This window comes from Pseudomonas nitroreducens (assembly GCF_014204515.1).
Taxonomy (GTDB): Bacteria; Pseudomonadota; Gammaproteobacteria; order Pseudomonadales; family Pseudomonadaceae; genus Pseudomonas; species Pseudomonas nitritireducens_A.
Genome location: NZ_JACHLI010000027.1, coordinates 72,134 through 97,898, shown reverse-complemented (window position 1 = coordinate 97,898; position 25,765 = coordinate 72,134). Strand labels below are relative to the sequence as shown.

The window sequence follows — 25,765 nt, the reverse complement described above, 5'->3', positions numbered from 1 at the left end:
GGGGCTGTCCGCAAAGCTACAGGGATCAATGGGCCAGCGGTCGCGCCGGCTGATTCAACTCACCGACGGGCCACAGGCCGCGAGGAATTCCAGAGTAATAACAGGGTGTTACAGGATGCCGGCGGGGTTTTCCAGGAGGGCGCGCACCGGGCCGAAGGAGCGCCGATGGATAGGTGTCGGCCCCAGGCGCCTGAGGGCTTCGAGGTGCACGGGAGTCGGGTAGCCCTTGTGCCCGCCGATGCCGTAGCCGGGGTACAGCGCTTCCATTTCCTGCATCTCGCGGTCGCGGCTGACCTTGGCCAGGATCGACGCGGCAGCAATGGCCGGCACCTTGGCATCGCCCTGCACCACCGGCGCGGACGGCACCTGCAGTTTCGGGCAACGGTTGCCGTCGATCAGCGCCAGTTTCGGCGTGACGCTCAGGCCTTCCACCGCACGCTGCATGGCGAGCATGGTGGCATGGAGGATGTTCAGCTGGTCGATCTCGTGCACGTCCGCGCGAGCGATGCACCAGGCCAGGGCTTTCTCGCGAATCTCGTCGAAGAGCTTTTCACGCTTGGCTTCGGTGAGCTTCTTGGAGTCGTTCAGCCCGCTGATCGGCCGCGCCGGATCGAGGATCACCGCCGCCGTGACCACCGGGCCGCACAGCGGGCCACGGCCCACTTCGTCGACGCCGGCGACCAGTTCTTCCACCAGGGCGAAATCCAGGCCCATCTGCATCAGCGTTTCTCCACCAGGGCGAGCACCGCTTCGGCGGCCTGCGCGGACGCATCCTGGCGCAGGGCGCGGTGGATGGCGTCGAAGGGTTCGGTCTGCACGCTGCCATCGTCCAGCAGCGGCAACAGCGTAGCGGCCAGCGCCTCGGGCGTGGCGGCGTCCTGGATCAGTTCCGGCACCAGCAGGCGCCCGGCCAGCAGGTTCGGCAGCGAGATATACGGGCTCTTCACCAGGCGCTTGAGGATGCGGTAGGTCATGGGCGCCACCTTGTAGGCGACGACCATCGGCCGCTTGTACAGCAGCGCTTCCAGCGTGGCGGTGCCGGAGGCAATCAATACGGCATTGCAGGCGGCCAGGGCCTCGTGGGAGGCACCATCGAGCAGCTGCACCGGCAGATCGCGGCCGGCGAGCATTTCTTCGATCTGCACACGACGCTCGGGGCTCGCGCAGGGCAGCACGAAGCGCAGGCCGGGGCGATCCTGGAGCAGGCGCTGGGCGGTATCGAGGAACAATGCGCCGAGCTTGCCGACCTCCCCTCCCCGGCTACCCGGCAGCAGGGCAACGACGCTGGCGTCCTGCGGCAGGCCCAGGCGCTCGCGCGCACCGGCGCGGTCGGCCTCCAGCGGAATCGTATTGGCCAGCGGGTGGCCGACGAAACGCACCGGCACCGCATGTTCTTCGTAGAAGCGCGCTTCGAAGGGGAACAGCGCGAGCATCAGGTCACAGGCTTGCTTGATCTTCAGTACGCGCTTCTGTCGCCAGGCCCACACCGACGGGCTGACGTAGTGCACGGTGCGGATGCCCGCACGGCGCAGCTTCAATTCGAGCGTCAGGTTGAAGTCCGGCGCATCGATACCGATGAACACGTCCGGTCTGGCGGCGATCAGCATCTGCACCAGGTCCTTGCGCCGGCGCAGCAGTTCGCGCAGGCGGCCGAGCACCTCGACCAGGCCCATGACGGCCAGACGCTCCATCGGGAAGTGCGACTGCAGCCCTTCGGCCTGCATGCGCGGACCACCGACACCGATGAACTCGATGTCAGGGTGGCGCTGCTTGAGCGCCTGCATGAGGCCGGAGCCGAGGATATCGCCGGACGCCTCGCCCGCGACCAGGGCGACGCGCAGCTTGCGTGCGGTCGGTTGCATGGTCAGCGGGTGATGCCGCGGGTGGAGCTCTGGATGGAATCGCGGAACACCGCGACTTCCGGGAACTGCGCGGAGACTTCGGCCAGTTCGGCCAGCGCCTCGTCCACCGTCAGGCCCTGGCGGTAGACCACCTTGTAGGCCCGGCGCAGCGCCTGGATCGACTCGGCGCTGAAACCGCGACGGCGCAGGCCTTCGAAGTTCATGCTGCGGGCCTCGGCGGGGTTGCCGAAGACCGTGACATAGGCCGGGACGTCCTTGCCGATGGTGGTGCCCATGCCCGAGAAGGCGTGGGCGCCGATGCGGCAGAACTGGTGGACCAGGGTGTAGCCGGAGAGGATCGCCCAGTCATCCACGTGAACATGGCCCGCCAGCGCGGTGTTGTTCACCAGGATGCAATGGTTGCCGATCACACTGTCGTGGCCGATGTGCACATAGGCCATGAACAGGTTGTGATCGCCGATGGTGGTTTCCGAACGGTCCTGGATGGTGCCGCGGTGGATGGTGACACCCTCGCGGATCACGTTGTGATCACCGATCACCAGGCGAGTCGGCTCGCCCTTGTACTTCAGGTCCGGGGTGTCCTCGCCAACGCTGGAGAACTGGAATATCCGATTGTGCTTACCGATCTTCGTGGGGCCTTTGACCACCACGTGCGGACCGATCACCGTACCTTCGCCGATCTCCACATCCGGCCCGACCATGGACCAGGGGCCCACTTCTACGTCGTCAGCCAGCTTTGCGCGCGGGTCGATGATGGCGCGAGGATCGATCAAACTCATAGTTTGCGTTCCGCACAGATGATTTCGGCCGAGCATACCGGCTTGCCGTCAACGGTGGCATTGCAGTCGAACTTCCAGATGCCGCGCTTGACGCTGAGGAACTGGGCGTTCAGTTGCAGCTGGTCACCCGGCAGCACCGGCTGGCGGAAGCGCAGCTTGTCGGAGCCGACGAAGTAGTAGAGGGTGCCGTCGGCCGGCTTCACGTCGAGCATCTTGAAGCCGAGGATGCCGGCCGCCTGGGCCATCGCCTCGATGATCAACACGCCCGGCATGATCGGGTGCTGCGGGAAGTGGCCATTGAAGAACGGCTCGTTGATGCTGACATTCTTGTAGGCGCGAATGCGCTTGCCTTCGATGTCCAGCTCGACCACCCGATCCACCAGCAGGAAGGGGTAGCGATGAGGCAGGTATTCGCGAATCTCGTTGATGTCCATCATGTTCAGGGGAGCCTGTTCAGAAAGGGGAAACGCCAAAAAATGCGTGGATCACGCATCTGATGGAGCGTCTCCGCTTGGGGTCACGGCGGCCACGTGCTTTTCCAGCTGTTTCAGGCGACGAGCCATGTCATCCAGCTGACGAATGCGCGCGGCGCTTTTCTTCCATTCCGCCGCGGGCTGCATGGCGGTACCGGAGGAGTAGGAACCCGGTTCGGTGATCGAACGGGTCACCATGGTCATCCCGGTGACGAAGACGTTGTCGCAGATCTCGATATGCCCGACCAGGCCGACACCACCGGCGAGCATGCAGTGCTTGCCGATCTTGGCGCTGCCGGAAATCCCGCAGCAGCCGGCCATGGCGGTGTGATCGCCGATCTGCACGTTGTGGGCGATCATGATCTGGTTGTCCAGCTTCACGCCGTTACCCACCAGGGTATCGGACAGCGCACCACGATCGATGGTGGTATTGGCGCCGATCTCGACGTCATCCCCCAGGGTCACGCCGCCGATCTGCGCGATCTTCTGCCAGATGCCCTTGTGGTTGGCGAAGCCGAAGCCCTCGCCGCCTAGCACGGCACCGGACTGGATCACCACGCGCTTGCCAATGCGCACGTCGTGGTAGAGGGTCACCCGCGGAGCCAGCCAGCCGCCTTCACCGATCACGCTGCGCGCGCCGACGAAGCAATGCGCACCGATCGTGACATTGGCGCCGATCTGCGCGCCCGCCTCGATCACGGCATAGGGACCGACACTGGCAGACGCATCGACCTGAGCCCCTTCATCAACCACCGCGGTGGGATGAATGCCGACCGGCGCCTTGGGCTTGCGGTCGAACTGGTGGGACAGGCCGGAGTAGGCCAGGTAGGGATTGGCGACGATCAGCGCATTGCCGCTGAAGCCTTCGGCGTCAGCGGCGGTCAGCAGGACGGCGCCGGCCTGGCTGTCATCGAGGAACTTGCGGTACTGCGGATTGGCCAGGAAGCTCAACTGGCCGGCGCCTGCGTCCTGCAGGGTGGCCAGCCCGCTGATCACCTGAGCGGGATCGCCACGCAACTCGGCATCGAGTTGCGCAGCCAGTTCGGCGAGGGTAAACGACAGCTCGGTCATCATCAGCGCAGTTGGTTCATGCGCTCGATGACTTGGCGGGTGATGTCGTACTGCGGCTTCACGTCGACCACGGCACCACGCTCGACCACGAGGTCATAACCACCTTTCTTGATGGTTTCCTCGACAGCCTGGTCCAGCTTCGGCTTGAGCTTCTTCAGCATGTCGCGGTCGGCGACGGCCTTGGCTTCGTTCAGCTCCTTGGACTGGAACTGGAAGTCACGGGCCTTCTGCTTGAAGTCGTTCTCGGCTTTTTCACGCTCGGCGTTGGACATCTTGCTGCCGCCGTTGACCAGCTTGTCCTGCAGGGACTTGGCGTCGGTTTCCAGCGCCTTGAGCTTGGTCAGCTGCGGACCGAACTTCTTCTCGGCGTCCACGGCGTACTGCTTGGCCGAATCGGACTCGAGGAGTGCCATCTGATAGTTGAGTACCGCGATCTTCATGTCGGCGAACGCGGGGCTCGCCGCCAGGGCTGCGGTAATCAGGACGAACTGGGTCAACTTACGCACGATGCACTCCTGCACAAAGCATGGTTGTCATTACAACGATACGGCCAATTAGAAGGTCTGTCCCAGGGAGAACTGGAAGATCTGGGTCTCGGCGTTGTCCGGCTTCTTGATCGGGGTCGCCAGGCTGAAGCTCAACGGGCCCAGCGCGGTGATCCAGGTCAGACCGACACCCGCGGACATTGCCATGTCCTGGAACTTCACGCCGTCACAACCCTGGGTGGTAGAAGTCGGGCAATCAGTGTCGAACACGTTACCCACATCCCAGAACAGCACGGTACGCAGCTGGCGCTGGTCCTTGACGAAGGGCAGCGGGAACAGCAGCTCGGCGCCGCCGGTGATCAGGATGTTGCCACCGAAGGCCTCACGATCTTGATCCGGGTCGGTGTAGCGACCATTGGCATCCGGGCCATCAATGACCGCGCCGGTATTCGGATCGGTCACACGGCTAGGGGTACTGCGCGGGCCCAGCGAGCTGTCCTTGAAACCTCGCACCGAGTTGAAGCCACCGGCGTAGTAGTTCTCGTAGAACGGCAGGCGATCGGTGTCACCGTACGCACCACCGTAGCCGAGCTCGGTGTGGAAGCGCATGGTGTAGGTCTCGGTCAGCGGAGCGAATATCTGGCCACGGTAGTCGAGCTTGTAGAACGACAGGTCGCTACCCGGAATGGTAGTTTCCAGCACCAGGCTCTGGGAATGGCCTCGGTTGGCCAGCACACCCTTGTTCAGGGTCGATTCGGACCAGCCGATGGACGCCTTGAAGTTGGTGAAGCTGTCGCCTTCCTTCTCGATGAAATCGAAGATCTCGTCGACGGTATAGGCACCGGTGTCGATTTCATCACGCTGCACGGTCAGGCCGTAGGTCAGGCGCGAGGTCTCGCTGATCGGGTAGCCGATGCTGACGCCGGCACCCAGGCTGTTCACCGAGTAGCTGGAGACGTCGACGTCGAGCTTGTCGTAGTCGGTCTTGCGGTAGAAGGCGTTGTAGCCCAGGCTCACGCCGTCGACGGTCCAGTAGGGGTCGACGAAGCCGAAGTTGTAGCGGGTCTGGTAGTCGGACTTGGTCAGGCCGATGCTGACCTTGTTACCGGTACCCAGGAAGTTGTTCTGGCTGATCGAGCCGCCGAGGATCAGGCCGGCGCTCTGGGCGAAACCGACGCTGGCGGTGATCGAGCCGGACGGCTGCTCTTCCACGCTGTAGTTCACGTCGACCTGGTCGTCGGTACCCGGAACGGCCGGGGTCTCGACGTTGACTTCCTTGAAGTAGCCCAGGCGCTCCAGGCGCTGCTTGGACTGGTCGATCAGGTAGGTCGAGGCCCAGCCGCCTTCCATCTGGCGCATCTCGCGACGGAGTACTTCGTCCTCGGTCTTGGTGTTGCCACGGAAGTTGATGCGGTTGACGTAGGCGCGCTTGCCCGGATCGACCACGTAGGTGATCGAAACGGTCTTGTTCTCGTCGTTCGGCTCGGGAACGCCGTTGACGTTGGCGAAGGTATAGCCCTCGTTACCCAGGCGACGGGTGATCAGGTCGGAGGTGGTGGTCATCACCTTGCGGGAGAACACCTGGCCCTTCTTCACCAGCAGCAGCTTCTTCACTTCGTCTTCCGGCACCTTCAGGTCGCCGGAGAGCTTGACGTCGCTGACGGTGTACTTCTCGCCTTCGTTGACGTTGACGGTGATGTAGACGTGCTTCTTGTCCGGGGTGATCGACACCTGGGTGGAGGCGATATCCATGTGGATGTAGCCGCGGTCCAGGTAGTAGGAACGCAGGCGCTCCAGGTCACCGGAGAGCTTCTCGCGGGAGTACTTGTCGTCGTTCTTGAAGAAGGACAGCCAGTTGGTGGTCTTCAGCTCGAACAGGTCGGTCAGGTCTTCTTCGGAGAAGACGGTGTTGCCCACCACGTTGACATGGGCGATGGCCGCCACGGTGCCTTCGTTGATGGTGATCTTCAGGGCTACACGGTTGCGCGGCTGCGGCACCACCTCGGTCTCGATCACGGCGGAGTAGCGGCCCTGGGCCACGTACTGGCGCTGCAGCTCGTTGCGCACGCCTTCGAGGGTCGCGCGCTGGAAGATCTCACCTTCGGACAGGCCGGACTGCTTCAGACCCTTCATCAGGTCTTCGGTGGTGATGGCCTTGTTGCCCTCGATCTCGATGCTCGAGATGGACGGACGCTCGACCACGTTGACGATCAGGACGTTGCCGTCGCGGCTGAGCTGGATGTCCTGGAAGAAGCCGGTCTTGAACAGCGAGCGGGTCGCTTCGACCAGACGGCGATCATCGATCTGCTCGCCGACGTTGAGCGGCAGCGCGGCGAACACGCTACCGGCCGATACGCGCTGCAGACCGTTGACCCGGATATCGGAAACAGTGAAGGACTCGGCGTGAACCTGGGCGATCATCAGCGCGGAAAGGGCCGCGGGAAGCAGAAAGCGTTTCATGGAGTCCTTTTATTCCAACTGACAAATAGAGAATCTGCCGCAAGGTGGCGGCAGATCCGAAATCCAATGGCGGGTTACAGTCGACTCAGATCGTTGACCAGGGCCAACAACATGACCCCGACTACCAGGCTGATGCCAATTTGCATCCCCCAAGCCTGGACCCGCTCCGACAGTGGGCGACCACGCACCCACTCGACCATGTAGAACAGCAGATGCCCGCCATCGAGGACAGGAATCGGCAACAGGTTGAGAACCCCCAAGCTGATGCTCAGATAGGCGAGGAAATGCAGAAAATCCCCTACGCCGGACTGGGCTGAAGCGCCCGCCACTTTAGCAATGGTTATCGGCCCGCTCAAGTTTTTTACCGAGAGCTGTCCGAGCACCATTTTCTTTAGAGAATCCAGAGTTAGCAGGCTCATCGACCAGGTTCGGGAAAGCGCCTGCCCCACTGCGGCCACCGGGCCGTAACTCACTTCGCGGAGCATTTCCGCCGGCCACTGGCCACCTGCGACGCCGGCGCCCAGGTAGCCGGCACGGGCCTTGCCCTCGCCCTTGGCAGCCAGGGTCAGGGACAGCTCCTCGCGCTGGCCGGCACGCTCGATGCCCAGCTGCACCCTGGCATCGGGACGGGCGCGGACGCGCTCGACGACCTGCTGCCAATCCGTGACCGATTCGCCATCCAGACTGACGAGTCGGTCACCGATCTGCAGGCCGGCAGCCTTGGCCGGGCCCTTGTCGTCCAGTTCGGCGACCACGGCTGCGACCACCGGTCGCCAGGGCTGGATGCCCAGGCCACCGATGGGATCGGGATTCTCTTCGTTCTTGAGCCAGGAGCTGATGCGCACCTGATGCAGCGCGGGGAGCGTCGAGCCCTTCTCCAGCACCGAGACGCCTACCTCACCGGTTTCGCCCAGACGCCGGACCAGCTGCAGGTTGACGCTGCTCCAGCCATCGACCGCCTCGCCATCCACCGCGACGACTTCCTGCCCCGCCGCCAGGCCCGCCAGGGCCGCCGGGCTGTCGGCCACCACCGAACCGATCACCGGCTTGATCTGCTGACTGCCCAGCATCGCCAGGACCCAGAAGAACAGGATGGCGAGCAGGAAGTTGGCGATCGGGCCGGCGGCGACGATGGCGATGCGCTGGAACACGGTCTTGCGGTTGAAGGCGCGGTCGAGCAACTCGGCGGGGACATCGCCCTCGCGCTCGTCGAGCATCTTCACATAGCCGCCCAGGGGGATGGCGGCCACGACGAACTCGGTGCCCTGGCGGTCGTGCCAGCGCACCAGCGGCGTGCCGAAGCCCACCGAGAAGCGGAGCACCTTGACCCCGCAACGACGGGCGACCCAGAAGTGACCGAATTCATGGAACGTGACCAGGACGCCGAGGGCGACAATCAGTCCCACCACCATATAAAGGGCGCTCATCGCTACCTCCTCGGGCTCAACGCCCGTGTTCCTGCAACCAGGCCTGTGCCGCCGCGCGCGCGCGTTGGTCGGCTGCCAGTACCGCATCGAGCGATTCGACCGGCGCCGCAGCCTCGCGGTTCAGCACCTGGTCGATGATAACCGGGATATCGGTGAAGCGGATGCGCCGCTCGAGGAACGCCGCGACGGCCACCTCGTTCGCCGCATTGAGCATCGCCGGCGCACTGCCGCCGGCCTCGGCGGCCTGGCGAGCCAGACGCAGACAGGGGAAGCGCTGCTCGTCGGGAGCGTTGAAGTCCAGGCGGGCGATGGTGAACAGGTCCAGCGGCGAGACGCCGGAATCGATCCGCTCGGGCCACGCCATGGCGTGGGCGATGGGCGTGCGCATGTCCGGATTGCCCAGCTGGGCGAGCACCGAGCCATCCACGTAGTCGACCATGGAATGGATCACGCTCTGCGGGTGGATCACCACCTCGACCTTCGACGGCGGCGCATCGAACAGCCAGCAGGCCTCGATCAGCTCCAGGCCCTTGTTCATCATGCTGGCCGAGTCGACGGAAATCTTCCGCCCCATCGACCAGTTGGGGTGCGCACAGGCCTGCTCTGGCGTCACGTCGACCAACTGCTCCAGCGGCGTCTCGCGGAACGGGCCGCCTGAAGCGGTCAGCAGGATGCGGCGCACGCCGACATTGCCCAGCCCACGGGCATAGTCCGCGGGCATGCACTGGAAGATCGCATTGTGCTCGCTGTCGATGGGCAGCAGCACGGCGCCGCTGGCGCGCACGGCATTCATGAACAGCGCGCCGGACATCACCAGCGCCTCCTTGTTGGCCAGCAGGACCCGCTTGCCAGCCTCAACGGCAGCCAGGGTGGGCTTGAGACCCGCAGCGCCGACGATGGCCGCCATCACCGCATCCACTTCGGGATGGGCGGAAACCTCGCAAAGCCCGGCCTCGCCGACCAGCACCCGGGCATCCAGACCTGCCGAGCCCAGGCGATCCTGCAGCGCACGCGCCTGCTCAGCTTCCGGCACCACCACGAAACGCGGCCGATGGCGCAGGCTCAGCGATTCCAGCTCGGCGAGGCGTGAGAAGCCGCTGAGGGCAAAGACGCGATAGCGATCCGGGTGACGCCCGATGACGTCGAGGGTGCTGAGGCCGATCGAACCGGTCGCCCCCAGCACGGTAATCCACTGCGGATGACTCACGGCGTACCCCAGCCCACGGCCCAGAGCAGCGCGGTGAAGACCGGGATGGCAGCGGTCAGGCTGTCGATGCGGTCCAGTACGCCGCCATGGCCGGGCAGCAGGTTGCTGCTGTCCTTGAGGCCCGACTGGCGCTTGAACATGCTTTCGGTGAGGTCGCCGATGACCGACAGGGCTACCACGATGGCCGTGCAAGGCAGCGCCAGCAGCAGCTCGCGGACGCTCCAGTCACGGTAGATGGACACCGCGACGGTGATCGCCAGGCACAGCGCCATGCCGCCGAAGAAGCCTTCCCAGCTCTTGCCGGGACTGACCCGCGGGGCCAGCTTGCGCTTGCCGAAAGCCTTGCCGGAGAAGTAGGCGCCGATATCGGCAGCCCAGACCAGCACCATCACGGCGACGATCAGCCAGTTCGACAGCGGCCACTGCTTGAGCAGCACCAGGCCCTGCCAGGCCGGCAGCAGGATCAGCAGGCCGATCAGCAGGCGCCGCCAGCGGCCGCCCCAGTTCGCCGCGCTGTCCGGGTAGGTCAGCACCATGACGATAGCCAGGGCCCACCAGAGCAGCGCCAGCACCAGTACGGCACCGGCCAGCTGCGGCAGCCAGGCCAGCACCAGCATCAGCGCGGCGACCACGGCGGCGTAGCCGACACGGGCGGGTTGTTCGTTGTAGCCGGCCAGGCGCGCCCATTCCCAGGCGCCAAGGCTCACGACAAAGCCGATGAACAGCGAGAACGCCGCACCGTCGAGCAGGAAGAAACCACCCAGCGCGATCGGTAGCAGGATCAGCGCTGTGATGATGCGTTGTTTCAACATGTCAGGGTGCCTCGGCCTCGACCTGCTCGCTGGTCTTGCCGAAGCGGCGCTGACGCGAGGCGTAATCCTGCAACGCAGCCTGCATGGCTTCGTGCTTGAAGTCGGGCCAGTAGAGATCGGAGAAATACAGCTCGGCGTAGGCCAGCTGCCAGAGAAGGAAGTTGCTGATGCGGTGCTCGCCGCCGGTGCGGATGCACAGGTCGGGCAGCGGCTGGTCGCCGGTGGTGAGACAGCCCTGGATCAGCTCCGGGGTGATCTCTTCCGCCGCCAGGTGGCCGGCTTGCACTTCGCGGGCCAGACGCTGGGCAGCCTGGGTGATGTCCCATTGGCCGCCATAGTTGGCCGCCACCTGCAGCAGCATGCTGGAGCCATTGGCGGTCAGCGCCTCGGCCTCGCGCATGGCGGCCTGCAGCTCCGGCGCGAAGCGACTGCGGTCGCCGATGATGCGCAGGCGGATACCGTTGGCGCTGAGCTTGCGCACCTCACGGCGCAGGGCCATGAGGAACAGCTCCATCAGCGCGCCGACCTCCTCGGCCGGGCGCTGCCAGTTCTCGCTGGAGAAGGCGAACAGCGTCAGCACTTCGACGCCCGCCTCGGCACAGGTCTTGATCACCGCACGGACGGCATCCACGCCGGCCTTGTGCCCGGCGACGCCGGGCAGCAGGCGCTTCTTCGCCCAGCGGTTGTTGCCGTCCATGATGATCGCCACGTGCCGGGGCACGTGCGTCACCTGCTTGGTCTTTTCCATGACGAGAGCCCGGCCGTCAGACGGCCATCAGGTCCGCTTCCTTGGCCTCGAGGGCCTTTTCGATCTCGGCGACGAACTTGTCGGTGATCTTCTGCACATCATCACCAGCGCGACGCTCTTCGTCTTCGCTGATTTCCTTCTCTTTCTGCAGGTCCTTGAGCTGAGCCAGGGCATCACGACGGATGTTGCGTACGGAGACGCGGGCCTGCTCGGCTTCGGCACGGGCCTGCTTGGTGAAGCCCTTGCGGGTTTCCTCGGTCAGGGCCGGCATCGGTACGCGGATGGTGGTGCCGGCGGTAGCCGGGTTCAGGCCCAGGTCGGAGGTCATGATGGCCTTCTCGACGGCCTGGATCATGCTCTTGTCGAACACGCTCAGGGCCAGGGTGCGGGAATCTTCCACGGTGACGTTGGCCACCTGGCGCAGCGGAGTGTCGGAACCGTAGTAGGACACCATCACGCTGTCCAGGATGCTCGGGTGCGCACGGCCGGTACGAATCTTGGCGAAGGCATGACCCAGGGCTTCCAGGGTTTTGCCCATGCGATCCTGTGCTTCCTTCTTGATCTCGTTGATCATCTCAATCCTCCTCGATCAGGGTGCCTTCAGCACCACCTACAACAATATTCAGCAGCGCGCCGGGCTTGTTCATGTTGAACACGCGCAGCGGCATTTTCTGGTCCCGGCACAGGCAGATGGCGGTGAGGTCCATCACGCCCAACTTGCGGTCGAGCACTTCGTCGTACGTCAGACGTTCGAACTTCTCGGCATTCGGGTCCTTGAACGGGTCGGCAGTGTACACGCCGTCCACCTTGGTCGCCTTGAGTACTACGTCAGCATCTATTTCGATGGCGCGCAGGCAGGCGGCGGAGTCGGTGGTGAAGAACGGGTTGCCGGTACCGGCGGAGAAGATCACCACTTCGCCGCTCTTGAGGTGGCGCATGGCCTTGCGACGGTCGTAGTGATCGGTCACGCCGACCATGGAGATGGCGGACATGACGATGGCGGTGATGTTGGAGCGCTCCAGGGCATCGCGCATGGCCAGGCCGTTCATCACGGTGGCGAGCATACCCATGTGGTCGCCGGTGACGCGATCCATGCCGGCCGCGGACAGCGCCGCGCCACGGAACAGGTTGCCGCCGCCGATGACCAGGCCGACCTGCACGCCGATACCGACGAGCTGGCCGATCTCCAGGGCCATGCGGTCCAGCACCTTGGGATCGATGCCGAACTCCTCGGAGCCCATCAGGGCTTCGCCGCTCAGTTTTAGAAGAATGCGTTTATAGCGAGGTTGACGAGCGCTCAGCTGCTGAGCCATGACCTTTTTCTCCTGCGGCGATTGAATGCTGTGCGCCTTGTGGGCGCTTGGCGGAAAGCTTGGACCAGCCAGCCTTACGGCGCCTTTAAACCCGCCTGACGGGCCTGCGCCGTGGAAGCCGCCCCTTTTGGCTTCCCCAGTTTGGCAAAGAGGCCGCGCGCGTTAGCGGGCAGCCTCTTGCGGGGCGACAGTCGTGAGACTGTCTATTACTGCTTGGAAGCGGCTACTTGAGCAGCAACCTCGGCAGCGAAGTCGGCTTCGACTTTCTCGATGCCTTCGCCTACTTCGAAACGAACGAAGGAAACGATCTCGGCGCCAGCTTTCTTGGCCAGATCACCGACCTTGACTTCCGGATCCTTGACGAACGGCTGGTCAACCAGGCTGGCTTCGGCGAGGAACTTGGCGATACGGCCCTTGACCATGTTCTCGACGATGTTTTCCGGCTTGCCGGCGATCTTGTCGGCGTTCAGAGCGAGGAAGATTTCCTTCTCTTTGGCCACGGCTTCTTCGGAAACCTGCGACGGATCGAGGAACTGCGGGTTGCTGGCAGCGACGTGCATGGCGATGTCGCGAGCCAGTTCGGAGTTGCCGCCCTTCAGGGTGACCAGAACGCCGATGCGGTGGCCGTGCAGGTAGGCGCCAACCACGTCACCTTCGGTACGAGCCAGGCGACGGATGTTGACGTTCTCGCCGCACTTGGCAACCAGGGCTTCACGGGCCGGCTCTTGTTCCGCGATCAGCGGAGCGGCGTCGGTCAGCTTCTGTGCAACAGCCTTGTCCAGGCTGGCAGCCACGAAGTTCTTGAAGTCGTCCTGCAGGGCCAGGAAGTCGGTCTGCGAGTTGACTTCGATGATGGTGGCGGACTTGGCATCGTCAGCCACTTTGGCGGCGATGGCGCCTTCGGCGGCGATGTTGCCGGCCTTCTTGGCTGCCTTGATGGCGCCGGAAGCGCGCATGTCGTCGATGGCTTTCTCGATATCGCCTTCGGCGGCTACCAGTGCCTTCTTGCACTCCATCATGCCCTGGCCGGTACGCTCACGCAGTTCCTTGACCAGTGCTGCAGTAATTTCTGCCATTTCGAAATCCTCTTGAGTTGTTCTCAAAACCAGATCGCCCGGATACCCGGGCGGAATCTTCAGGGTGGCAAAAAGGGGGCCTAGCCCCCTTCCTGCTCACCGTAGGACGTCTGGACGTCCTGGAATCAGCCTTCGGCGGATTCGGCCGGTGCTTCTTCGACGAACTCGTCAGCAGTCACGCCGCCGGCGTTCTTGCCACGCAGCACGGCTTCAGCCATCGAGCCCAGGTACAGCTGTACGGCGCGAATGGCGTCGTCGTTACCCGGGATAACATAGTCAACGCCTTCCGGGCTGCTGTTGGTATCGACGATGCCGATGACCGGGATGCCCAGCTTGTTGGCTTCGGTGATAGCAATGCGCTCGTGGTCAACGTCGATCACGAACAGAGCGTCCGGCAGACCGCCCATGTCCTTGATGCCGCCCAGGCTGCGATCCAGCTTTTCCAGGTCGCGGGAGCGCATCAGAGCTTCTTTCTTGGTCAGTTTGGCGAAGGTGCCGTCCTGGGACTGCACTTCCAGCTCGCGCAGACGCTTGATCGACTGACGGATGGTCTTGTAGTTGGTGAGCATGCCGCCCAGCCAACGGTGGTCGACGTACGGCATGCCGCAACGGGCAGCTTCTTCGCGAACGATCTTGCCGGCGGAACGCTTGGTGCCGACGAACAGGATCTTGTTCTTGCCCTGGGCCAGGCGCTCAACGAAGGTCAGGGCCTCGTTGAACATCGGCAGGGTTTTTTCGAGGTTGATGATGTGGATCTTGTTACGCGCGCCGAAAATGAACTTGCCCATTTTCGGGTTCCAGTAACGGGTCTGGTGGCCGAAGTGCACACCGGCCTTCAGCATATCGCGCATATTGACTTGGGACATGATAGTTCCTCGATAAGTCGGGTTAGGCCTCCATGCATCCCAACGGCCAACCCCGCGACAGTGTCGCCAGGCACCCAGGCCATCGTGTCGATGCATGTGTGGGTTAATGCCCCGAAATGGCCGTAGCCTCCGGAGCGGGGCGCTTTATACCACAACCTCGCCCAGAACAAAACCCGCACGGACACCCGGCACACCCTGGCGCCCCTCCGTAGCGCCCTTAATAGAAGGGCGCCAAGTCTGATAGACTTGCGTATTCCTCTTATTTACCCGCGCGTACGCAGCGCCTGACAGAGAAGTCGCATGACCGTCACCATCAAGACGCCCGAAGACATCGAGAAAATGCGCGTCGCCGGCCGTCTGGCCGCCGAAGTGCTGGAAATGATCGGCGAACACGTCAAGCCCGGCGTCACCACCGACGAACTGGACCGCATCTGCCACGACTACATCGTCAACGTGCAGAAGGCCATCCCGGCGCCGCTGAACTACAAGGGCTTCCCCAAGTCCATCTGCACCTCGATCAACCACGTGGTGTGCCACGGCATTCCCAACGACAAGCCGCTCAAGGAAGGCGATATCGTCAACATCGATGTCACCGTGATCAAGGACGGCTACCACGGCGATACCAGCAAGATGTTCCTGGTCGGCAAGACCCCGGAATGGGCTGACCGCCTGTGCCAGATCACCCAGGAATGCATGTACAAGGGCATTGCCGTGGTCAAGCCGGGCGCGCGCCTGGGCGACATCGGCGAGGTGATCCAGAAGTACGCCGAGAAGAACGGCTTCTCCGTGGTGCGCGAGTACTGCGGCCATGGCATCGGCCAGGTGTTCCACGAGGAGCCCCAGGTGCTGCACTACGGCCGCACCGGCACCGGCCTGGAACTCAAGGAAGGCATGATCTTCACCATCGAGCCGATGATCAACCAGGGCCGCCCGGAAACCCGCCTGCTGGGCGACGGCTGGACCGCCATCACCAAGGACCGCAAGCTGTCCGCGCAGTGGGAGCACACCGTGCTGGTCACCGCCGACGGCTACGAGATCCTGACCCTGCGCAACGACGAAAGCTTCCCGCGCACCTCGGCCTGAATGGTTGTTCAAAATCTTGCGAGCTAGAGCAGAACAAGGCAAAAACAGGCGAGGACGCGAAGTTTACGTGCTGTAAATGAGCAGTCCTCGCCTGTTTTTAACGCAGTTATGCCGACGCGCAGCAGATTTTGTGTGGTTTGCAATCTCGCCGACGGCTGGGTAGAACATACATCCCGGCCCGGCACCGCCATCGGGCCTGGCGCCATGCGCCCAGGCCCGATTGCCCTCTTGCCCCTGCCCTCCCCTAAGCCATTGATCAGGAAGGCCGCCATGCCGCAGGTGGATCCCGAATTGTTCGACCGTGGGCAGTTCCAGGCGGAACTGGCCCTCAAATCCAGCCCCATCGCCGCCTTCAAGAAGGCCATTCGTCAGGCCAACGAGGTGCTCGACGCCCGCTTCAACGGCGGCCGCGACATCCGCCGGCTGATCGAGGATCGCGCCTGGTTCGTCGACCAGATCCTGCAGCAGGCCTGGACCCGCTTCGACTGGGGCGACGACGCCGACATCGCACTGGTTGCCGTGGGCGGCTACGGACGCGGCGAACTGCACCCGCACTCGGACATCGACCTGCTGATCCTGCTCGACAGCGAGGACCAGGAAAGCTTCCGCGAGCCCATCGAGGGCTTCCTCACCCTGCTCTGGGATATCGGCCTGGAAGTCGGCCAGAGCGTGCGCTCGGTGGCCGAATGCGCCGAGAAAGCGCGCGCCGACCTCACGGTGGTGACCAACCTGATGGAGTGCCGGACCATCTCCGGCCCGGACAGCCTGCGCCAGCGCATGCTCGAAGCCACCAGCGCGAAGCAGATGTGGCCCAGCGGACAGTTCTACCTGGCCAAGCGCAAGGAGCAGATCCACCGCCACACCAAGTACAACGACACCGAATACAACCTCGAACCCAACGTCAAGGGTTCGCCTGGCGGCCTGCGCGACATCCAGACGCTGCTCTGGGTGGCCCGCCGCCACTTCGGCAGCCTCAACCTGCATGCCCTGGTGCGTGAAGGCTTCCTGGTGGAGAGCGAATGCGCGGTGCTGGCCTCCAGCCAGGAGTTCCTCTGGAAGGTCCGCTACGCCCTGCACATGCTCGCCGGCCGCGCCGAGGACCGCCTGCTGTTCGACCACCAGCGCAGCATCGCCAAGATGCTCGGCTACGAAGGCAACGACGCCAAGCTTGCGGTCGAGCGCTTCATGCAGAAGTACTACCGCGTGGTGATGGCCGTCTCCGAGCTGAACGACCTGATCACCCAGCACTTCGAGGAAGTGATCCTGCGCGCCGGCGAAAACGGCCAGATCCAGTCGCTCAACAGCCGCTTCCAGCTGCGCGACGGCTACCTGGAAGTCACCCACGCCAATGTCTTCAAGCGCACCCCGTTCGCCCTGCTGGAAATCTTCGTGCTGCTGGCCCAGCACCCGGAGATCAAGGGTGTCCGCGCCGACACCATCCGCCTGTTGCGCGACAGCCGGCACCTGATCGACGACGACTTCCGCCACGACATCCGCAACACCAGCCTGTTCATCGAGCTGTTCAAGTGCCAGGAAGGCATCCACCGCAACCTGCGGCGGATGAACCGCTACGGCATCCTTGGCCGCTACCTGCCGGAGTTCGGCCTGATCGTCGGGCAGATGCAGCACGACCTGTTCCACATCTATACCGTGGACGCCCACACCCTCAACCTGATCAAGCACCTGCGCAAACTGCGCCGTCCGGACATGGCGGAGAAGTACCCGCTGGCCAGCAAGATCATGGAGCGCCTGCCCAAGCCGGAGCTGATCTACATCGCCGGCCTCTACCACGACATCGCCAAGGGCCGTGGCGGCGACCACTCGGAACTGGGCGCAGTGGACGCCGAGCACTTCTGCCAGCGCCACCAGTTGCCGCCATGGGACACCAATCTGGTGTCCTGGCTGGTGCAGAACCACCTGATCATGTCCACCACGGCTCAGCGCAAGGACCTGTCCGACCCGCAGGTGATCTACGACTTCGCCCAGCTGATGGGCAACCAGACCTACCTGGACTACCTCTACGTGCTCACCGTGGCCGACATCAACGCCACCAACCCGACGCTGTGGAACTCCTGGCGCGCCAGCCTGCTGCGCCAGCTCTACACCGAGACCAAGCGCGCCCTGCGCCGCGGCCTGGAGAACCCGGTGGACCGCGAGGAGCAGATTCGCCAGACGCAGAGCGCGGCCATCGACATCCTGGTACGCGGCGGCATCGACCAGGACGACGCCGAGCAGCTCTGGAGCCAGCTGGGCGACGACTACTTCCTGCGCCACACCGCCGCCGACGTGGCCTGGCACACCGAAGCCATCCTCCAGCACCCGGACGACGGCACGCCGCTGGTGCTGATCAAGGAAACCGCCCAGCGCGAGTTCGAAGGCGGCACGCAGATCTTCATCTATGCCGGCGACCAGCACGACTTCTTCGCCGTGACCGTGGCGGCGATGGACCAGCTCAACCTGAACATTCAGGACGCGCGGATCATCACCTCCACCAGCCTGTTCACCCTCGACACCTACATCGTGCTCGACGCCGATGGCGGCTCGATCGGCAACAACCCGGCGCGCGTCGAGGAAATCCGTGAAGGCCTGGTCAACGCCCTGAAGGACCCGGACGACTACCCGAACATCATCCAGCGCCGTGTGCCGCGCCAGCTCAAGCACTTCGCCTTCGCCCCGCAGGTGACCATCTCCACCGACGCGGCGCGCCAGGTCAGCGTGCTGGAAGTCACCGCCCCCGACCGTCCCGGCCTGCTGGCGCGCATCGGCGGGCTGTTCCTGGACTTCGACCTGTCGGTGCAGAACGCCAAGATCGCCACCCTGGGCGAGCGCGTGGAAGACGTGTTCTTCGTCACCGACGCGCACAACCAGCCGCTGTCCGACCCGGAGCTGTGCAAGCGCATCCAGACCGCGCTGGTGGACATCCTCTCGGACAGCGGCCAGCAATCCATGCCCGTACGAATCAGCATTTAGAAAGAAAGAGCCTTGCCCATGAATCCTGCCCTCGACTCGCTCCAGCCCTACCCCTTCGAGAAGCTCCGCGCCCTGCTGGCCGGCGCCCAGCCGCCTGCGGGCCTGAAGCCCATCGCGCTGTCCATCGGCGAGCCTAAGCACCGCTCGCCGGAGTTCGTCGCCAAGGCCCTGGCCGACAGCCTCGACCAGTTGGCCGTCTACCCGACCACCCTGGGCATCCCGGCCCTGCGCGAAGCCATCGCCGCCTGGTGCGAGCGCCGCTTCCAGGTGCCGGCCGGCTGGCTGGACGCCGCGCGCCACGTGCTGCCGGTCAACGGTACCCGTGAAGCGCTGTTCGCCTTCACCCAGACCGTGGTCGACCGCAATGCCAAGGGCCTGGTGATCAGCCCGAACCCGTTCTACCAGATCTACGAAGGCGCGGCCCTGCTGGCCGGCGCCGAGCCGCACTACCTGCCCTGCCTGGAAGACAACGGCTTCAACCCGGACTTCGACGCCGTACCGGCGGACGTCTGGGCGCGCTGCCAGATCCTCTTCCTCTGCTCGCCGGGCAACCCCACCGGCGCGCTGGTCCCGCTGGAAACCCTGAAGAAACTCATCGCCCTGGCTGACGAGCACGACTTCGTGATCGCCGCCGACGAGTGCTACAGCGAGTTGTACTTCGACGAACAGAACCCGCCGGCCGGCCTGCTGACCGCCTGCGCCGAACTGGGCCGTTCGGATTTTGCGCGCTGCGTGGTGTTCCACAGCCTGTCCAAGCGCTCCAACCTGCCGGGCCTGCGCTCGGGCTTCGTCGCCGGTGACGCCGAGGTGCTGAAGAAATTCCTCCTCTACCGCACCTACCACGGTTGCGCCATGCCGGTGCAGACCCAACTGGCCAGCGTCGCGGCCTGGAAGGACGAGGACCACGTGCGCGCCAACCGCGACCTGTACCGCGAGAAGTTCGACGCCGTGCTGGACATCCTCGGCGGCGTGCTCGACGTACAGCGCCCGGACGGCAGCTTCTACCTGTGGGCGAAGACCCCGATCGACGACACCGAGTTCTGCCGCGGCCTGTTCGACCAGCAGCACGTCACCGTGGTACCGGGCTCCTACCTGTCCCGCGAAGTGAACGGCGACAATCCCGGCGCCAACCGCGTGCGCATGGCGCTGGTGGCTCCGCTGGCGGAATGCGTGGCAGCGGCCGAGCGCATCAAGCAGTACGTGCAGAGCCTGTAAGCATCCGCGTTCGTAGGGCGCATAACGCGCCAGCGTTATCCGCCACGCAGGTTGCGGCGGATAACCTGTTCCAGGTTATTCGCCCTACGATCCTAGGCTTCAGGCTTCAGGCTTCAGGCTTCAGGCTTCAGGCTTCAGGCTTCAGGCTTCAGGCTTCAGGCGAAGAGCAGTTTCGTGCTTTTGCCTGCAGCCTGCAGCCTGCCGCCGCCCTAAACCCACCTTCCCGCCTTGCTGGTCACCCAGGCTTCCTGGCTGTCCAGCTCACCGAGCACCTCGCGCATGGTCTCGTCGTCGATCTCGTGCTCCCGGCGCATGCGGTACAGCTCCAGCCGCTGCGCCCGCAGCGCCTTGATCCGCAGGGCCTGATCGGCCAGCTCCAGGCTGCGCGCACGTTCGCGGGCTTCCTGGGTGTCCGGCGCCGGGTCCAGCTCATGGCGGTACTCGGCCATCAGCCGCGCCTTCACCTCCGCCAGCCGCGCGGTTTCGTCGGCATCGGCGCCGTCACGGGTCGGCAGTTCCTCGCTTTCCAGCAGGTGGATGGCCGCCGCCGCGGTCTTGCGCCAGACCGACTGCACTTCCCGCTCGCGCTGGTCGTTGCTGGCCGCCGGCAGCCCGCGCAGGAGGATCGGCAGGCCGATGGTGGCGGCGATCAGCGACACCAGGATCACCCCGGTGGCAATGAAAATGATCAGGTCGCGCTGCGGGAAGGCCGAGCCATCGAGCAGCAGCAAGGGCACCGAGAGCACACCGGCCAGCGTGACCGCCCCGCGCACCCCGCTCAGCGCCGAGATCGCCGACAGCCGCAGCACCGGCTCGCCCGGCTTGCCGCCCAGTTCGATGCCCCACCACTGCTCGAAGCGCACGGACACCTTCCAGTAGCACCAGACCCAGCCAAAACGCAGCAACAGCAGCACGGCGTAGACCGCCAGCACGTAGAACAGCAGCAGCGACGAGCGCCACATCACATCGTCGGCGTGGTGCGCGACGGACTTGAGGATGTCCGGCAACTGCAGCCCCAGCAGCAGGAACACCACGCCGTTGAAGGTGAACTCCAGCATCGACCACACGCTGCGGTTGAGCAGGCGGGTGTTGGTCTGCCGGGGCAGCAGGTCGACCCAGCTCTGCATCATGCCCGCCGCCACCGCCGCGAGGATGCCGGAAACGCCCAGCTCCTCGGCGATCATGTAGCAGGCGAAGGGCAACAGCAGCATCAGCACCACGTGGGTGGCCGGGTCGTCCCAGCCACGGCGGATCATCCAGGCGCGGATGCGCCCGAGCAGCCAGCTGAGGAACACGCCACTGGCCAGGCCGCCGATGGCCACCAGCAGGAAGTTCAGGCTGGCGTCCATCAGCGAGAAGGTACCGGTCAGGGCCGCGGCGATGGCGAACTTGAAGGCCACCAGGCCCGACGCGTCGTTCATCAGCGCCTCGCCCTGCAGCACGTGCATCAGACGCCGAGGCAGGCGGTCCTGGGCGATGGCCGAGACCGCCAGGGCATCGGTGGGCGACAGCACCGCCGCCAGGGCGAAGGCCGCGGCCCAGGGAATCTCCGGGATCAGCAGATGGATGAAGACACCGCCGCCGACCACGGTGAACAGCACCAGGGCGAAGGCCAGGGTGAGGATCGGCCAGCGCATCTTCCAGAACTCGCCCTTGGGCATGCGCCAGCCATCGGCGAACAGCAGCGGCGGGATGAACAGGAACATGAACAGCTCGGGGTCCAGGCCCACGTGCAGCCCCAGGCTCGGCCAGGCCAGCGCGGCACCGGCGGCGATCTGGATCAGCGGCAGGGGCAGCGGGATCAGTTGCGCGGCGAGGCGGGTTCCTCCCACCACCAGCAACAGGATGAGCACGGTGTAAACGGTTTGCATCGACGAACTCCCAGCACAGCACTCCATTGAAGCACCCGATTCGCGGCGGATCAGCCCCGCAACGGGCAAAAAACTGTTGCAATCCACCGACCTCCCGGCGGCGTCCCGCAAGGCGCTGGGAAATGGCATAATCCCGCGCCTGAAAAATGCATCGAAAAGGAGTAGCGCCCCGTGAGCGAGCGGACGCTGTATGGAATCAAGGCCTGCGACACCATGAAGAAGGCCCGTACCTGGCTGGACGAGCATGGCGTCGACTACGCCTTCCACGACTACAAGAGTAGCGGCATCGACCGCGAACACCTGCGCCAGTGGTGCACCGAGCATGGCTGGGAAACCGTCCTGAACCGTGCCGGTACCACCTTCCGCAAGCTGGAAGATGCGCAGAAGGCCGACCTCGACCAGGACAAGGCCATCGAACTGATGGTCGCCCAGCCGTCGATGATCAAGCGTCCGGTGCTGGACCTGGGTGATCGCACCCTGGTCGGCTTCAAGCCCGACGCCTACGCCGCCGCGCTGGCCTGAGCATCGCCACGATGAGCATCGCCTGGGCCCTGTTCCTCCCCGCCTGCTTCGCCCTGAACCTGGCGCCGGGACCGAACAACCTGCTGTCGCTGAACAATGCCGCACGCTTCGGCCTGCTGCGCGCCACCGTCGCCGGTGGCGGCCGGCTGCTCGCCTTCGCCGGCATGCTGGCCCTGGCCGCTTCCGGTCTGGCGCTGGTACTGCAGGCCTCGGCGTGGCTGTTCCTGGCGATCAAGCTGGTGGGCGCCGGCTACCTGCTGTGGCTCGCCGTGCAACTGTGGCGCGCGCCGACGGCGAACCTGTCGGTGGATGGCTCCCCGGCTCCGGCCACCAGCCTGTGGCGCCTGGCCCGCCAGGAGTTCTGGGTGGCTGCCGGCAATCCCAAGGCGATCCTGATCTTCACCGCTTTCCTGCCGCAGTTCGTCGATCCGCGTCAGGCCGTGGGCGCCCAGTTCGCCCAACTCGGCGCAGCCTTCCTGGTTCTGGAATGGCTGGCCATCGCCCTTTACGGGCTCGCCGGGGTCCGCCTCGGCAAGCTGCTCGCCGGCGCACGCGCCCGGCGCCTGTTCAACCGTGGTTGTGCCGCGCTGCTGGGCAGCGCCGGGCTGGGCCTGCTGCTCAGCCGCCGTCCGGCCTGACCGACCTCACTCTTTCGGAATCAAGGAATACCCCCATGTCGAAATCCCTGTTCAGCATCGCCTTCGGTGTCGGCACCCAGAACCGCCAGGGCAACTGGCTGGAAGTCTTCTACGCGCAGCCGCTGCTCAACCCCAGCGCCGAGCTGGTCGCTGCCATTGCGCCGCTGCTGAACTACGAAGGCGGCAACCAGGCGATCGCCTTCACCGCCCACCAGGCCTACCAGCTGGCCGATGCCGTGGAGACCGTGGACGCTGCCCAGGCCGCCCTGCTCAACCGCCTGGCTGAAAGCCAGAAGCCGCTGGTCGCCACTCTGCTGGCCGAAGACGCCGCCCCCGGCTCCACCCCGGAGGCGTACCTGAAGCTGCACCTGCTGTCCCACCGTCTGGTCAAGCCCCACGGCCTGAACCTGACCGGCATCTTCCCGCTGCTGCCGAACGTCGCCTGGACCAACCAGGGCGCCGTCGACCTGGCCGAACTGGCCGAACTGCAACTGGAAGCGCGCCTGAAGGGCAAGCTGCTGGAAGTGTTCTCCGTCGACAAATTCCCGAAGATGACCGACTACGTGGTCCCGGCCGGCGTGCGCATCGCCGACACCGCCCGCGTTCGCCTGGGCGCCTACATCGGTGAAGGCACCACCGTGATGCACGAAGGTTTCGTCAACTTCAACGGTGGCACCGAAGGCCCGGGCATGATCGAAGGCCGCGTCTCCGCTGGCGTGTTCGTCGGCAAGGGCTCGGACCTGGGCGGCGGCTGCTCCACCATGGGCACCCTGTCCGGCGGCGGCAACATCGTCATCAGCGTCGGCGAAGGCTGCCTGATCGGCGCCAACGCCGGCATCGGCATCCCGCTGGGCGACCGCAACATCGTCGAGGCTGGCCTGTACGTCACCGCCGGCACCAAGATCGCCGTGCTGGACGACCAGAACAACCTGGTCAAAGTGGTCAAGGGCCGCGACCTGGCCGGCCAGGCCGACCTGCTGTTCCGCCGCAACTCCCAGACCGGCGCGGTCGAGTGCAAGACCAACAAGACTGCCATCGAGCTGAACGAGGCGCTGCACGCGCACAACTGATAGCTGCGACAGGCTGCAAGCTGCAGGCGACAGGCAAGCGCGCTCTCGCCTGTAGCCTGAGGCCTGCAGCCTGAGGCCACCATGTCCATTCCCTCGCCCTGGCGCACCGAATTCCCGGCCCTCGCCGCCTTCGAGGCCGAAGGCCAGACCTACCTCGACAGCGCCGCCACCGCGCAGAAGCCGCGCGCCATGCTCGACGCCCTCGCCGGCTATTACGCCAGCGGCGCCGCCAACGTGCATCGCGCCCAGCATCTGCCCGGCGAGCGCGCTACCCGTGCCTTCGAGGCGACCCGCACCCTGGCCGCCAACTGGCTCAACGGCGGCAGCCCGGCGCAGGTCATCTTCACCCGTGGCGCCACCGAGGCCCTGAACCTGCTGGCCTACGGGCTGGAAGCGCAGTTCCAGGCCGGCGACGAGATCGCCATCAGCGCCCTGGAACACCACGCCAACCTGCTGCCCTGGCAACAACTGGCGCAGCGCCGCGGCCTGAAGCTGGTGGTATTGCCGCTGGACGACACCGGCCGCATCGACCTGAATCGCGCCGCCGGCCTGATCGGCCCGCGCACGCGCCTGCTTGCCATCAGCCAGCTGTCCAACGTGCTCGGCACCTGGCAGCCGCTGCCGGAGCTGCTGCAGATGGCCCGCCAGCACGGCGCGCTGAGCGTGGTCGACGGCGCACAAGGCGTGGTCCACGGTCGGCACAACCTGTCAGCTCTGGGCTGCGACTTCTATGTCTGCTCCAGCCACAAGCTCTACGGCCCGGAAGGCCTCGGCCTGCTCTGGGGTCGGCCCGAAGCTCTGCAGCGCCTGGCGCACTGGCAGTTCGGCGGCGAGATGGTGCGCGTGGCGGACTACTTCGACGCGCAGTTCCACAGCGCGCCCATGGGCTTCGAGGCCGGCACCCCGCCCATCGGCCCGGTGATCGCCCTGGGCGCCACGCTGGAGTGGTTGGCAGCGCAGGACAGTGCCGAAGTCAGCGCCCACGAGAGCTTCCTCCATGCCCGCCTGCTGGCCGGACTGCGCGCCCGTGACGGCGTACGGGTGCTGGGCGAGCCGGACGTGGCGCTGGTCAGCTTCGTGGTCGACGGCGTGCACGTCTCCGACCTCGGTCACCTGCTCACCGAACAGGGCATTGCCGTGCGTGCCGGGCACCACTGCGCCATGCCGCTGATGAAAACCCTGGATGTCGCCGGCGCCCTGCGCGTCTCCCTCGGCCTGTACAACGACAGCACCGACCTCGAGCGCTTCTTCACCGCGCTGGACAACGCCCTGGAGCTGCTGCGATGAGCCTGCCCGCTGCCGCCGCCGAGGCGCTGCAGGCCTTCACCGCCCTGCAGGGCTGGGAGCAGCGGGCGCGCCTGCTGATGCAATGGGGCGAACGCCTGGAACCGTTGAGTGAGGCCGAGCTGGATGACCAGCAGCGCGTGCAGGGCTGCGAGAGCAATGTCTGGCTGGTGGCGGATCGGCAAGATGAGCGCTGGCATTTTCGCGCCTACAGCGATGCCCGTCTGCTGCGTGGGCTGCTGGCGTTGCTGCTGGTGCGGGTAGAAGGCCTGCCGGCCGACGAACTATCAGCCATCGATCTGCCCGACTGGTTCAATCAGCTGGGCCTGGGCCGGCAACTGTCGCCGTCGCGCAGCAATGGCCTGAATGCCGTGCTGAAGCGGATGCAGGAACTGATCGCCGCCGGAGGTTCCTGACTCCGTCCGCGACAGGCCCACATCGCGCCGGAAACCATCGCGGATAAATCCGCTCCTACAAGATCGAGAGCCCCTCACCCTAACCCTCTCCCGCAAGCGGGCGAGGGGACCGTTCAG

24 protein-coding genes are annotated in these 25,765 nt (G+C 65.1%); 8 read left to right on the top strand and 16 right to left on the bottom strand.

The window, feature by feature from the left end; translation table 11 throughout:
• Positions 1 to 108 precede the first annotated feature (108 nt).
• The 15 genes from rnhB to rpsB all read right to left on the bottom strand — a co-directional run bounded on the left by rnhB (position 109) and on the right by rpsB (position 14,579).
• On the bottom strand, positions 109 to 720 hold the full coding sequence (rnhB, locus tag HNP46_RS26445; RefSeq protein ID WP_184594935.1) for a ribonuclease HII: 612 nt from the start codon (positions 718 to 720) through the stop codon (positions 109 to 111).
• Positions 720 to 1,862, bottom strand: coding sequence for a lipid-A-disaccharide synthase (gene lpxB, locus HNP46_RS26440; protein WP_184594933.1), 1,143 nt, complete (start codon positions 1,860 to 1,862; stop codon positions 720 to 722). The genes rnhB and lpxB overlap by 1 nt, the downstream gene beginning before the upstream one ends.
• 2 nt (positions 1,863 to 1,864) lie before the next feature.
• The gene (lpxA, locus tag HNP46_RS26435; RefSeq protein ID WP_184594931.1) at positions 1,865 to 2,641 is read right to left on the bottom strand and encodes an acyl-ACP--UDP-N-acetylglucosamine O-acyltransferase; all 777 of its coding nucleotides are present in this window, start codon (positions 2,639 to 2,641) and stop codon (positions 1,865 to 1,867) included.
• A complete protein-coding gene (gene fabZ, locus HNP46_RS26430) occupies positions 2,638 to 3,078 on the bottom strand; it encodes a 3-hydroxyacyl-ACP dehydratase FabZ (protein WP_024766076.1) in 441 nt (146 codons plus the stop codon). The genes lpxA and fabZ overlap by 4 nt, the downstream gene beginning before the upstream one ends.
• A 48-nt stretch (positions 3,079 to 3,126) precedes the next feature.
• On the bottom strand, positions 3,127 to 4,188 hold the full coding sequence (gene lpxD / locus HNP46_RS26425; protein WP_184594929.1) for a UDP-3-O-(3-hydroxymyristoyl)glucosamine N-acyltransferase: 1,062 nt from the start codon (positions 4,186 to 4,188) through the stop codon (positions 3,127 to 3,129).
• Positions 4,188 to 4,691: an OmpH family outer membrane protein gene (locus HNP46_RS26420; protein ID WP_184594927.1), complete on the bottom strand. Its 504-nt coding sequence runs from the start codon at positions 4,689 to 4,691 to the stop codon at positions 4,188 to 4,190. Before HNP46_RS26420 ends, lpxD begins: the two co-directional genes overlap by 1 nt.
• A 48-nt stretch (positions 4,692 to 4,739) precedes the next feature.
• Positions 4,740 to 7,130: an outer membrane protein assembly factor BamA gene (gene bamA, locus HNP46_RS26415; RefSeq protein ID WP_184594925.1), complete on the bottom strand. Its 2,391-nt coding sequence runs from the start codon at positions 7,128 to 7,130 to the stop codon at positions 4,740 to 4,742.
• A 74-nt stretch (positions 7,131 to 7,204) separates the two neighbouring features.
• Positions 7,205 to 8,557, bottom strand: a complete 1,353-nt coding sequence (gene rseP / locus HNP46_RS26410; protein WP_184594923.1) for an RIP metalloprotease RseP — start codon at positions 8,555 to 8,557, stop codon at positions 7,205 to 7,207.
• Positions 8,558 to 8,573: 16 nt separating this feature from the next.
• Positions 8,574 to 9,764, bottom strand: a complete 1,191-nt coding sequence (gene ispC / locus HNP46_RS26405) for a 1-deoxy-D-xylulose-5-phosphate reductoisomerase (protein WP_184594921.1) — start codon at positions 9,762 to 9,764, stop codon at positions 8,574 to 8,576.
• A complete protein-coding gene (locus HNP46_RS26400) occupies positions 9,761 to 10,576 on the bottom strand; it encodes a phosphatidate cytidylyltransferase (protein ID WP_184594919.1) in 816 nt (271 codons plus the stop codon). The genes ispC and HNP46_RS26400 overlap by 4 nt, the downstream gene beginning before the upstream one ends.
• Before the next feature lies 1 nt (position 10,577).
• Positions 10,578 to 11,324, bottom strand: a complete 747-nt coding sequence (gene uppS / locus HNP46_RS26395; protein ID WP_184594917.1) for a polyprenyl diphosphate synthase — start codon at positions 11,322 to 11,324, stop codon at positions 10,578 to 10,580.
• A 16-nt stretch (positions 11,325 to 11,340) separates the two neighbouring features.
• On the bottom strand, positions 11,341 to 11,898 hold the full coding sequence (frr, locus tag HNP46_RS26390; RefSeq protein ID WP_045210004.1) for a ribosome recycling factor: 558 nt from the start codon (positions 11,896 to 11,898) through the stop codon (positions 11,341 to 11,343).
• A 1-nt stretch (position 11,899) separates the two neighbouring features.
• Positions 11,900 to 12,637: a UMP kinase gene (gene pyrH, locus HNP46_RS26385; protein WP_017521181.1), complete on the bottom strand. Its 738-nt coding sequence runs from the start codon at positions 12,635 to 12,637 to the stop codon at positions 11,900 to 11,902.
• Positions 12,638 to 12,843: 206 nt separating this feature from the next.
• The gene (gene tsf, locus HNP46_RS26380) at positions 12,844 to 13,713 is read right to left on the bottom strand and encodes a translation elongation factor Ts (protein ID WP_184594915.1); all 870 of its coding nucleotides are present in this window, start codon (positions 13,711 to 13,713) and stop codon (positions 12,844 to 12,846) included.
• Positions 13,714 to 13,838: 125 nt separating this feature from the next.
• Positions 13,839 to 14,579, bottom strand: coding sequence for a 30S ribosomal protein S2 (gene rpsB, locus HNP46_RS26375; RefSeq protein WP_045210003.1), 741 nt, complete (start codon positions 14,577 to 14,579; stop codon positions 13,839 to 13,841).
• 300 nt (positions 14,580 to 14,879) lie between these two features.
• On the opposite strand from rpsB, the gene map reads away from it, so the two are divergent.
• The 3 genes from map to dapC all read left to right on the top strand — a co-directional run bounded on the left by map (position 14,880) and on the right by dapC (position 19,847).
• Positions 14,880 to 15,662, top strand: a complete 783-nt coding sequence (gene map / locus HNP46_RS26370) for a type I methionyl aminopeptidase (protein ID WP_184594913.1) — start codon at positions 14,880 to 14,882, stop codon at positions 15,660 to 15,662.
• A gap of 270 nt (positions 15,663 to 15,932) precedes the next feature.
• Entirely contained in the window at positions 15,933 to 18,632 is a 2,700-nt protein-coding gene (locus tag HNP46_RS26365) for a [protein-PII] uridylyltransferase (RefSeq protein ID WP_184594911.1), read from the top strand.
• An 18-nt stretch (positions 18,633 to 18,650) separates the two neighbouring features.
• The gene (dapC, locus tag HNP46_RS26360) at positions 18,651 to 19,847 is read left to right on the top strand and encodes a succinyldiaminopimelate transaminase (RefSeq protein WP_184594909.1); all 1,197 of its coding nucleotides are present in this window, start codon (positions 18,651 to 18,653) and stop codon (positions 19,845 to 19,847) included.
• Between the two features lie 209 nt (positions 19,848 to 20,056).
• Here dapC and HNP46_RS26355 read toward each other — a convergent pair whose 3' ends face one another.
• The gene (locus tag HNP46_RS26355) at positions 20,057 to 21,718 is read right to left on the bottom strand and encodes a Na+/H+ antiporter (RefSeq protein ID WP_184594906.1); all 1,662 of its coding nucleotides are present in this window, start codon (positions 21,716 to 21,718) and stop codon (positions 20,057 to 20,059) included.
• Between the two features lie 213 nt (positions 21,719 to 21,931).
• Here HNP46_RS26355 and HNP46_RS26350 point away from each other — a divergent pair, with 213 nt between their 5' ends.
• The 5 genes from HNP46_RS26350 (at position 21,932) to HNP46_RS26330 (ending at position 25,648) form a co-directional block, all read left to right on the top strand.
• Positions 21,932 to 22,240: an arsenate reductase gene (locus tag HNP46_RS26350; RefSeq protein WP_409372473.1), complete on the top strand. Its 309-nt coding sequence runs from the start codon at positions 21,932 to 21,934 to the stop codon at positions 22,238 to 22,240.
• Between the two features lie 11 nt (positions 22,241 to 22,251).
• Positions 22,252 to 22,878: a LysE family translocator gene (locus HNP46_RS26345; protein WP_184594902.1), complete on the top strand. Its 627-nt coding sequence runs from the start codon at positions 22,252 to 22,254 to the stop codon at positions 22,876 to 22,878.
• A gap of 35 nt (positions 22,879 to 22,913) precedes the next feature.
• Positions 22,914 to 23,948, top strand: a complete 1,035-nt coding sequence (gene dapD, locus HNP46_RS26340) for a 2,3,4,5-tetrahydropyridine-2,6-dicarboxylate N-succinyltransferase (protein ID WP_184594900.1) — start codon at positions 22,914 to 22,916, stop codon at positions 23,946 to 23,948.
• An 81-nt stretch (positions 23,949 to 24,029) separates the two neighbouring features.
• Positions 24,030 to 25,235, top strand: a complete 1,206-nt coding sequence (locus HNP46_RS26335) for an aminotransferase class V-fold PLP-dependent enzyme (RefSeq protein ID WP_184594897.1) — start codon at positions 24,030 to 24,032, stop codon at positions 25,233 to 25,235.
• The gene (locus HNP46_RS26330) at positions 25,232 to 25,648 is read left to right on the top strand and encodes a SufE family protein (protein ID WP_184594895.1); all 417 of its coding nucleotides are present in this window, start codon (positions 25,232 to 25,234) and stop codon (positions 25,646 to 25,648) included. Before HNP46_RS26335 ends, HNP46_RS26330 begins: the two co-directional genes overlap by 4 nt.
• Positions 25,649 to 25,765: the final 117 nt, after the last annotated feature.

Coding starts and splice junctions, on each gene's coding strand:
- rnhB (WP_184594935.1), bottom strand. CDS start 720: ATGCAGATGGGCCTGGATTTCGCCCTGGTGGAAGAACTGGTCGCCGGC.
- lpxB (WP_184594933.1), bottom strand. CDS start 1,862: ATGCAACCGACCGCACGCAAGCTGCGCGTCGCCCTGGTCGCGGGCGAG.
- lpxA (WP_184594931.1), bottom strand. CDS start 2,641: ATGAGTTTGATCGATCCTCGCGCCATCATCGACCCGCGCGCAAAGCTG.
- fabZ (WP_024766076.1), bottom strand. CDS start 3,078: ATGATGGACATCAACGAGATTCGCGAATACCTGCCTCATCGCTACCCC.
- lpxD (WP_184594929.1), bottom strand. CDS start 4,188: ATGATGACCGAGCTGTCGTTTACCCTCGCCGAACTGGCTGCGCAACTC.
- bamA (WP_184594925.1), bottom strand. CDS start 7,130: ATGAAACGCTTTCTGCTTCCCGCGGCCCTTTCCGCGCTGATGATCGCC.
- rseP (WP_184594923.1), bottom strand. CDS start 8,557: ATGAGCGCCCTTTATATGGTGGTGGGACTGATTGTCGCCCTCGGCGTC.
- HNP46_RS26400 (WP_184594919.1), bottom strand. CDS start 10,576: ATGTTGAAACAACGCATCATCACAGCGCTGATCCTGCTACCGATCGCG.
- uppS (WP_184594917.1), bottom strand. CDS start 11,324: ATGGAAAAGACCAAGCAGGTGACGCACGTGCCCCGGCACGTGGCGATC.
- frr (WP_045210004.1), bottom strand. CDS start 11,898: ATGATCAACGAGATCAAGAAGGAAGCACAGGATCGCATGGGCAAAACC.
- pyrH (WP_017521181.1), bottom strand. CDS start 12,637: ATGGCTCAGCAGCTGAGCGCTCGTCAACCTCGCTATAAACGCATTCTT.
- tsf (WP_184594915.1), bottom strand. CDS start 13,713: ATGGCAGAAATTACTGCAGCACTGGTCAAGGAACTGCGTGAGCGTACC.
- rpsB (WP_045210003.1), bottom strand. CDS start 14,579: ATGTCCCAAGTCAATATGCGCGATATGCTGAAGGCCGGTGTGCACTTC.
- map (WP_184594913.1), top strand. CDS start 14,880: ATGACCGTCACCATCAAGACGCCCGAAGACATCGAGAAAATGCGCGTC.
- HNP46_RS26365 (WP_184594911.1), top strand. CDS start 15,933: ATGCCGCAGGTGGATCCCGAATTGTTCGACCGTGGGCAGTTCCAGGCG.
- dapC (WP_184594909.1), top strand. CDS start 18,651: ATGAATCCTGCCCTCGACTCGCTCCAGCCCTACCCCTTCGAGAAGCTC.
- HNP46_RS26355 (WP_184594906.1), bottom strand. CDS start 21,718: ATGCAAACCGTTTACACCGTGCTCATCCTGTTGCTGGTGGTGGGAGGA.
- HNP46_RS26350 (WP_409372473.1), top strand. CDS start 21,932: ATGAAGAAGGCCCGTACCTGGCTGGACGAGCATGGCGTCGACTACGCC.
- HNP46_RS26345 (WP_184594902.1), top strand. CDS start 22,252: ATGAGCATCGCCTGGGCCCTGTTCCTCCCCGCCTGCTTCGCCCTGAAC.
- dapD (WP_184594900.1), top strand. CDS start 22,914: ATGTCGAAATCCCTGTTCAGCATCGCCTTCGGTGTCGGCACCCAGAAC.
- HNP46_RS26335 (WP_184594897.1), top strand. CDS start 24,030: ATGTCCATTCCCTCGCCCTGGCGCACCGAATTCCCGGCCCTCGCCGCC.
- HNP46_RS26330 (WP_184594895.1), top strand. CDS start 25,232: ATGAGCCTGCCCGCTGCCGCCGCCGAGGCGCTGCAGGCCTTCACCGCC.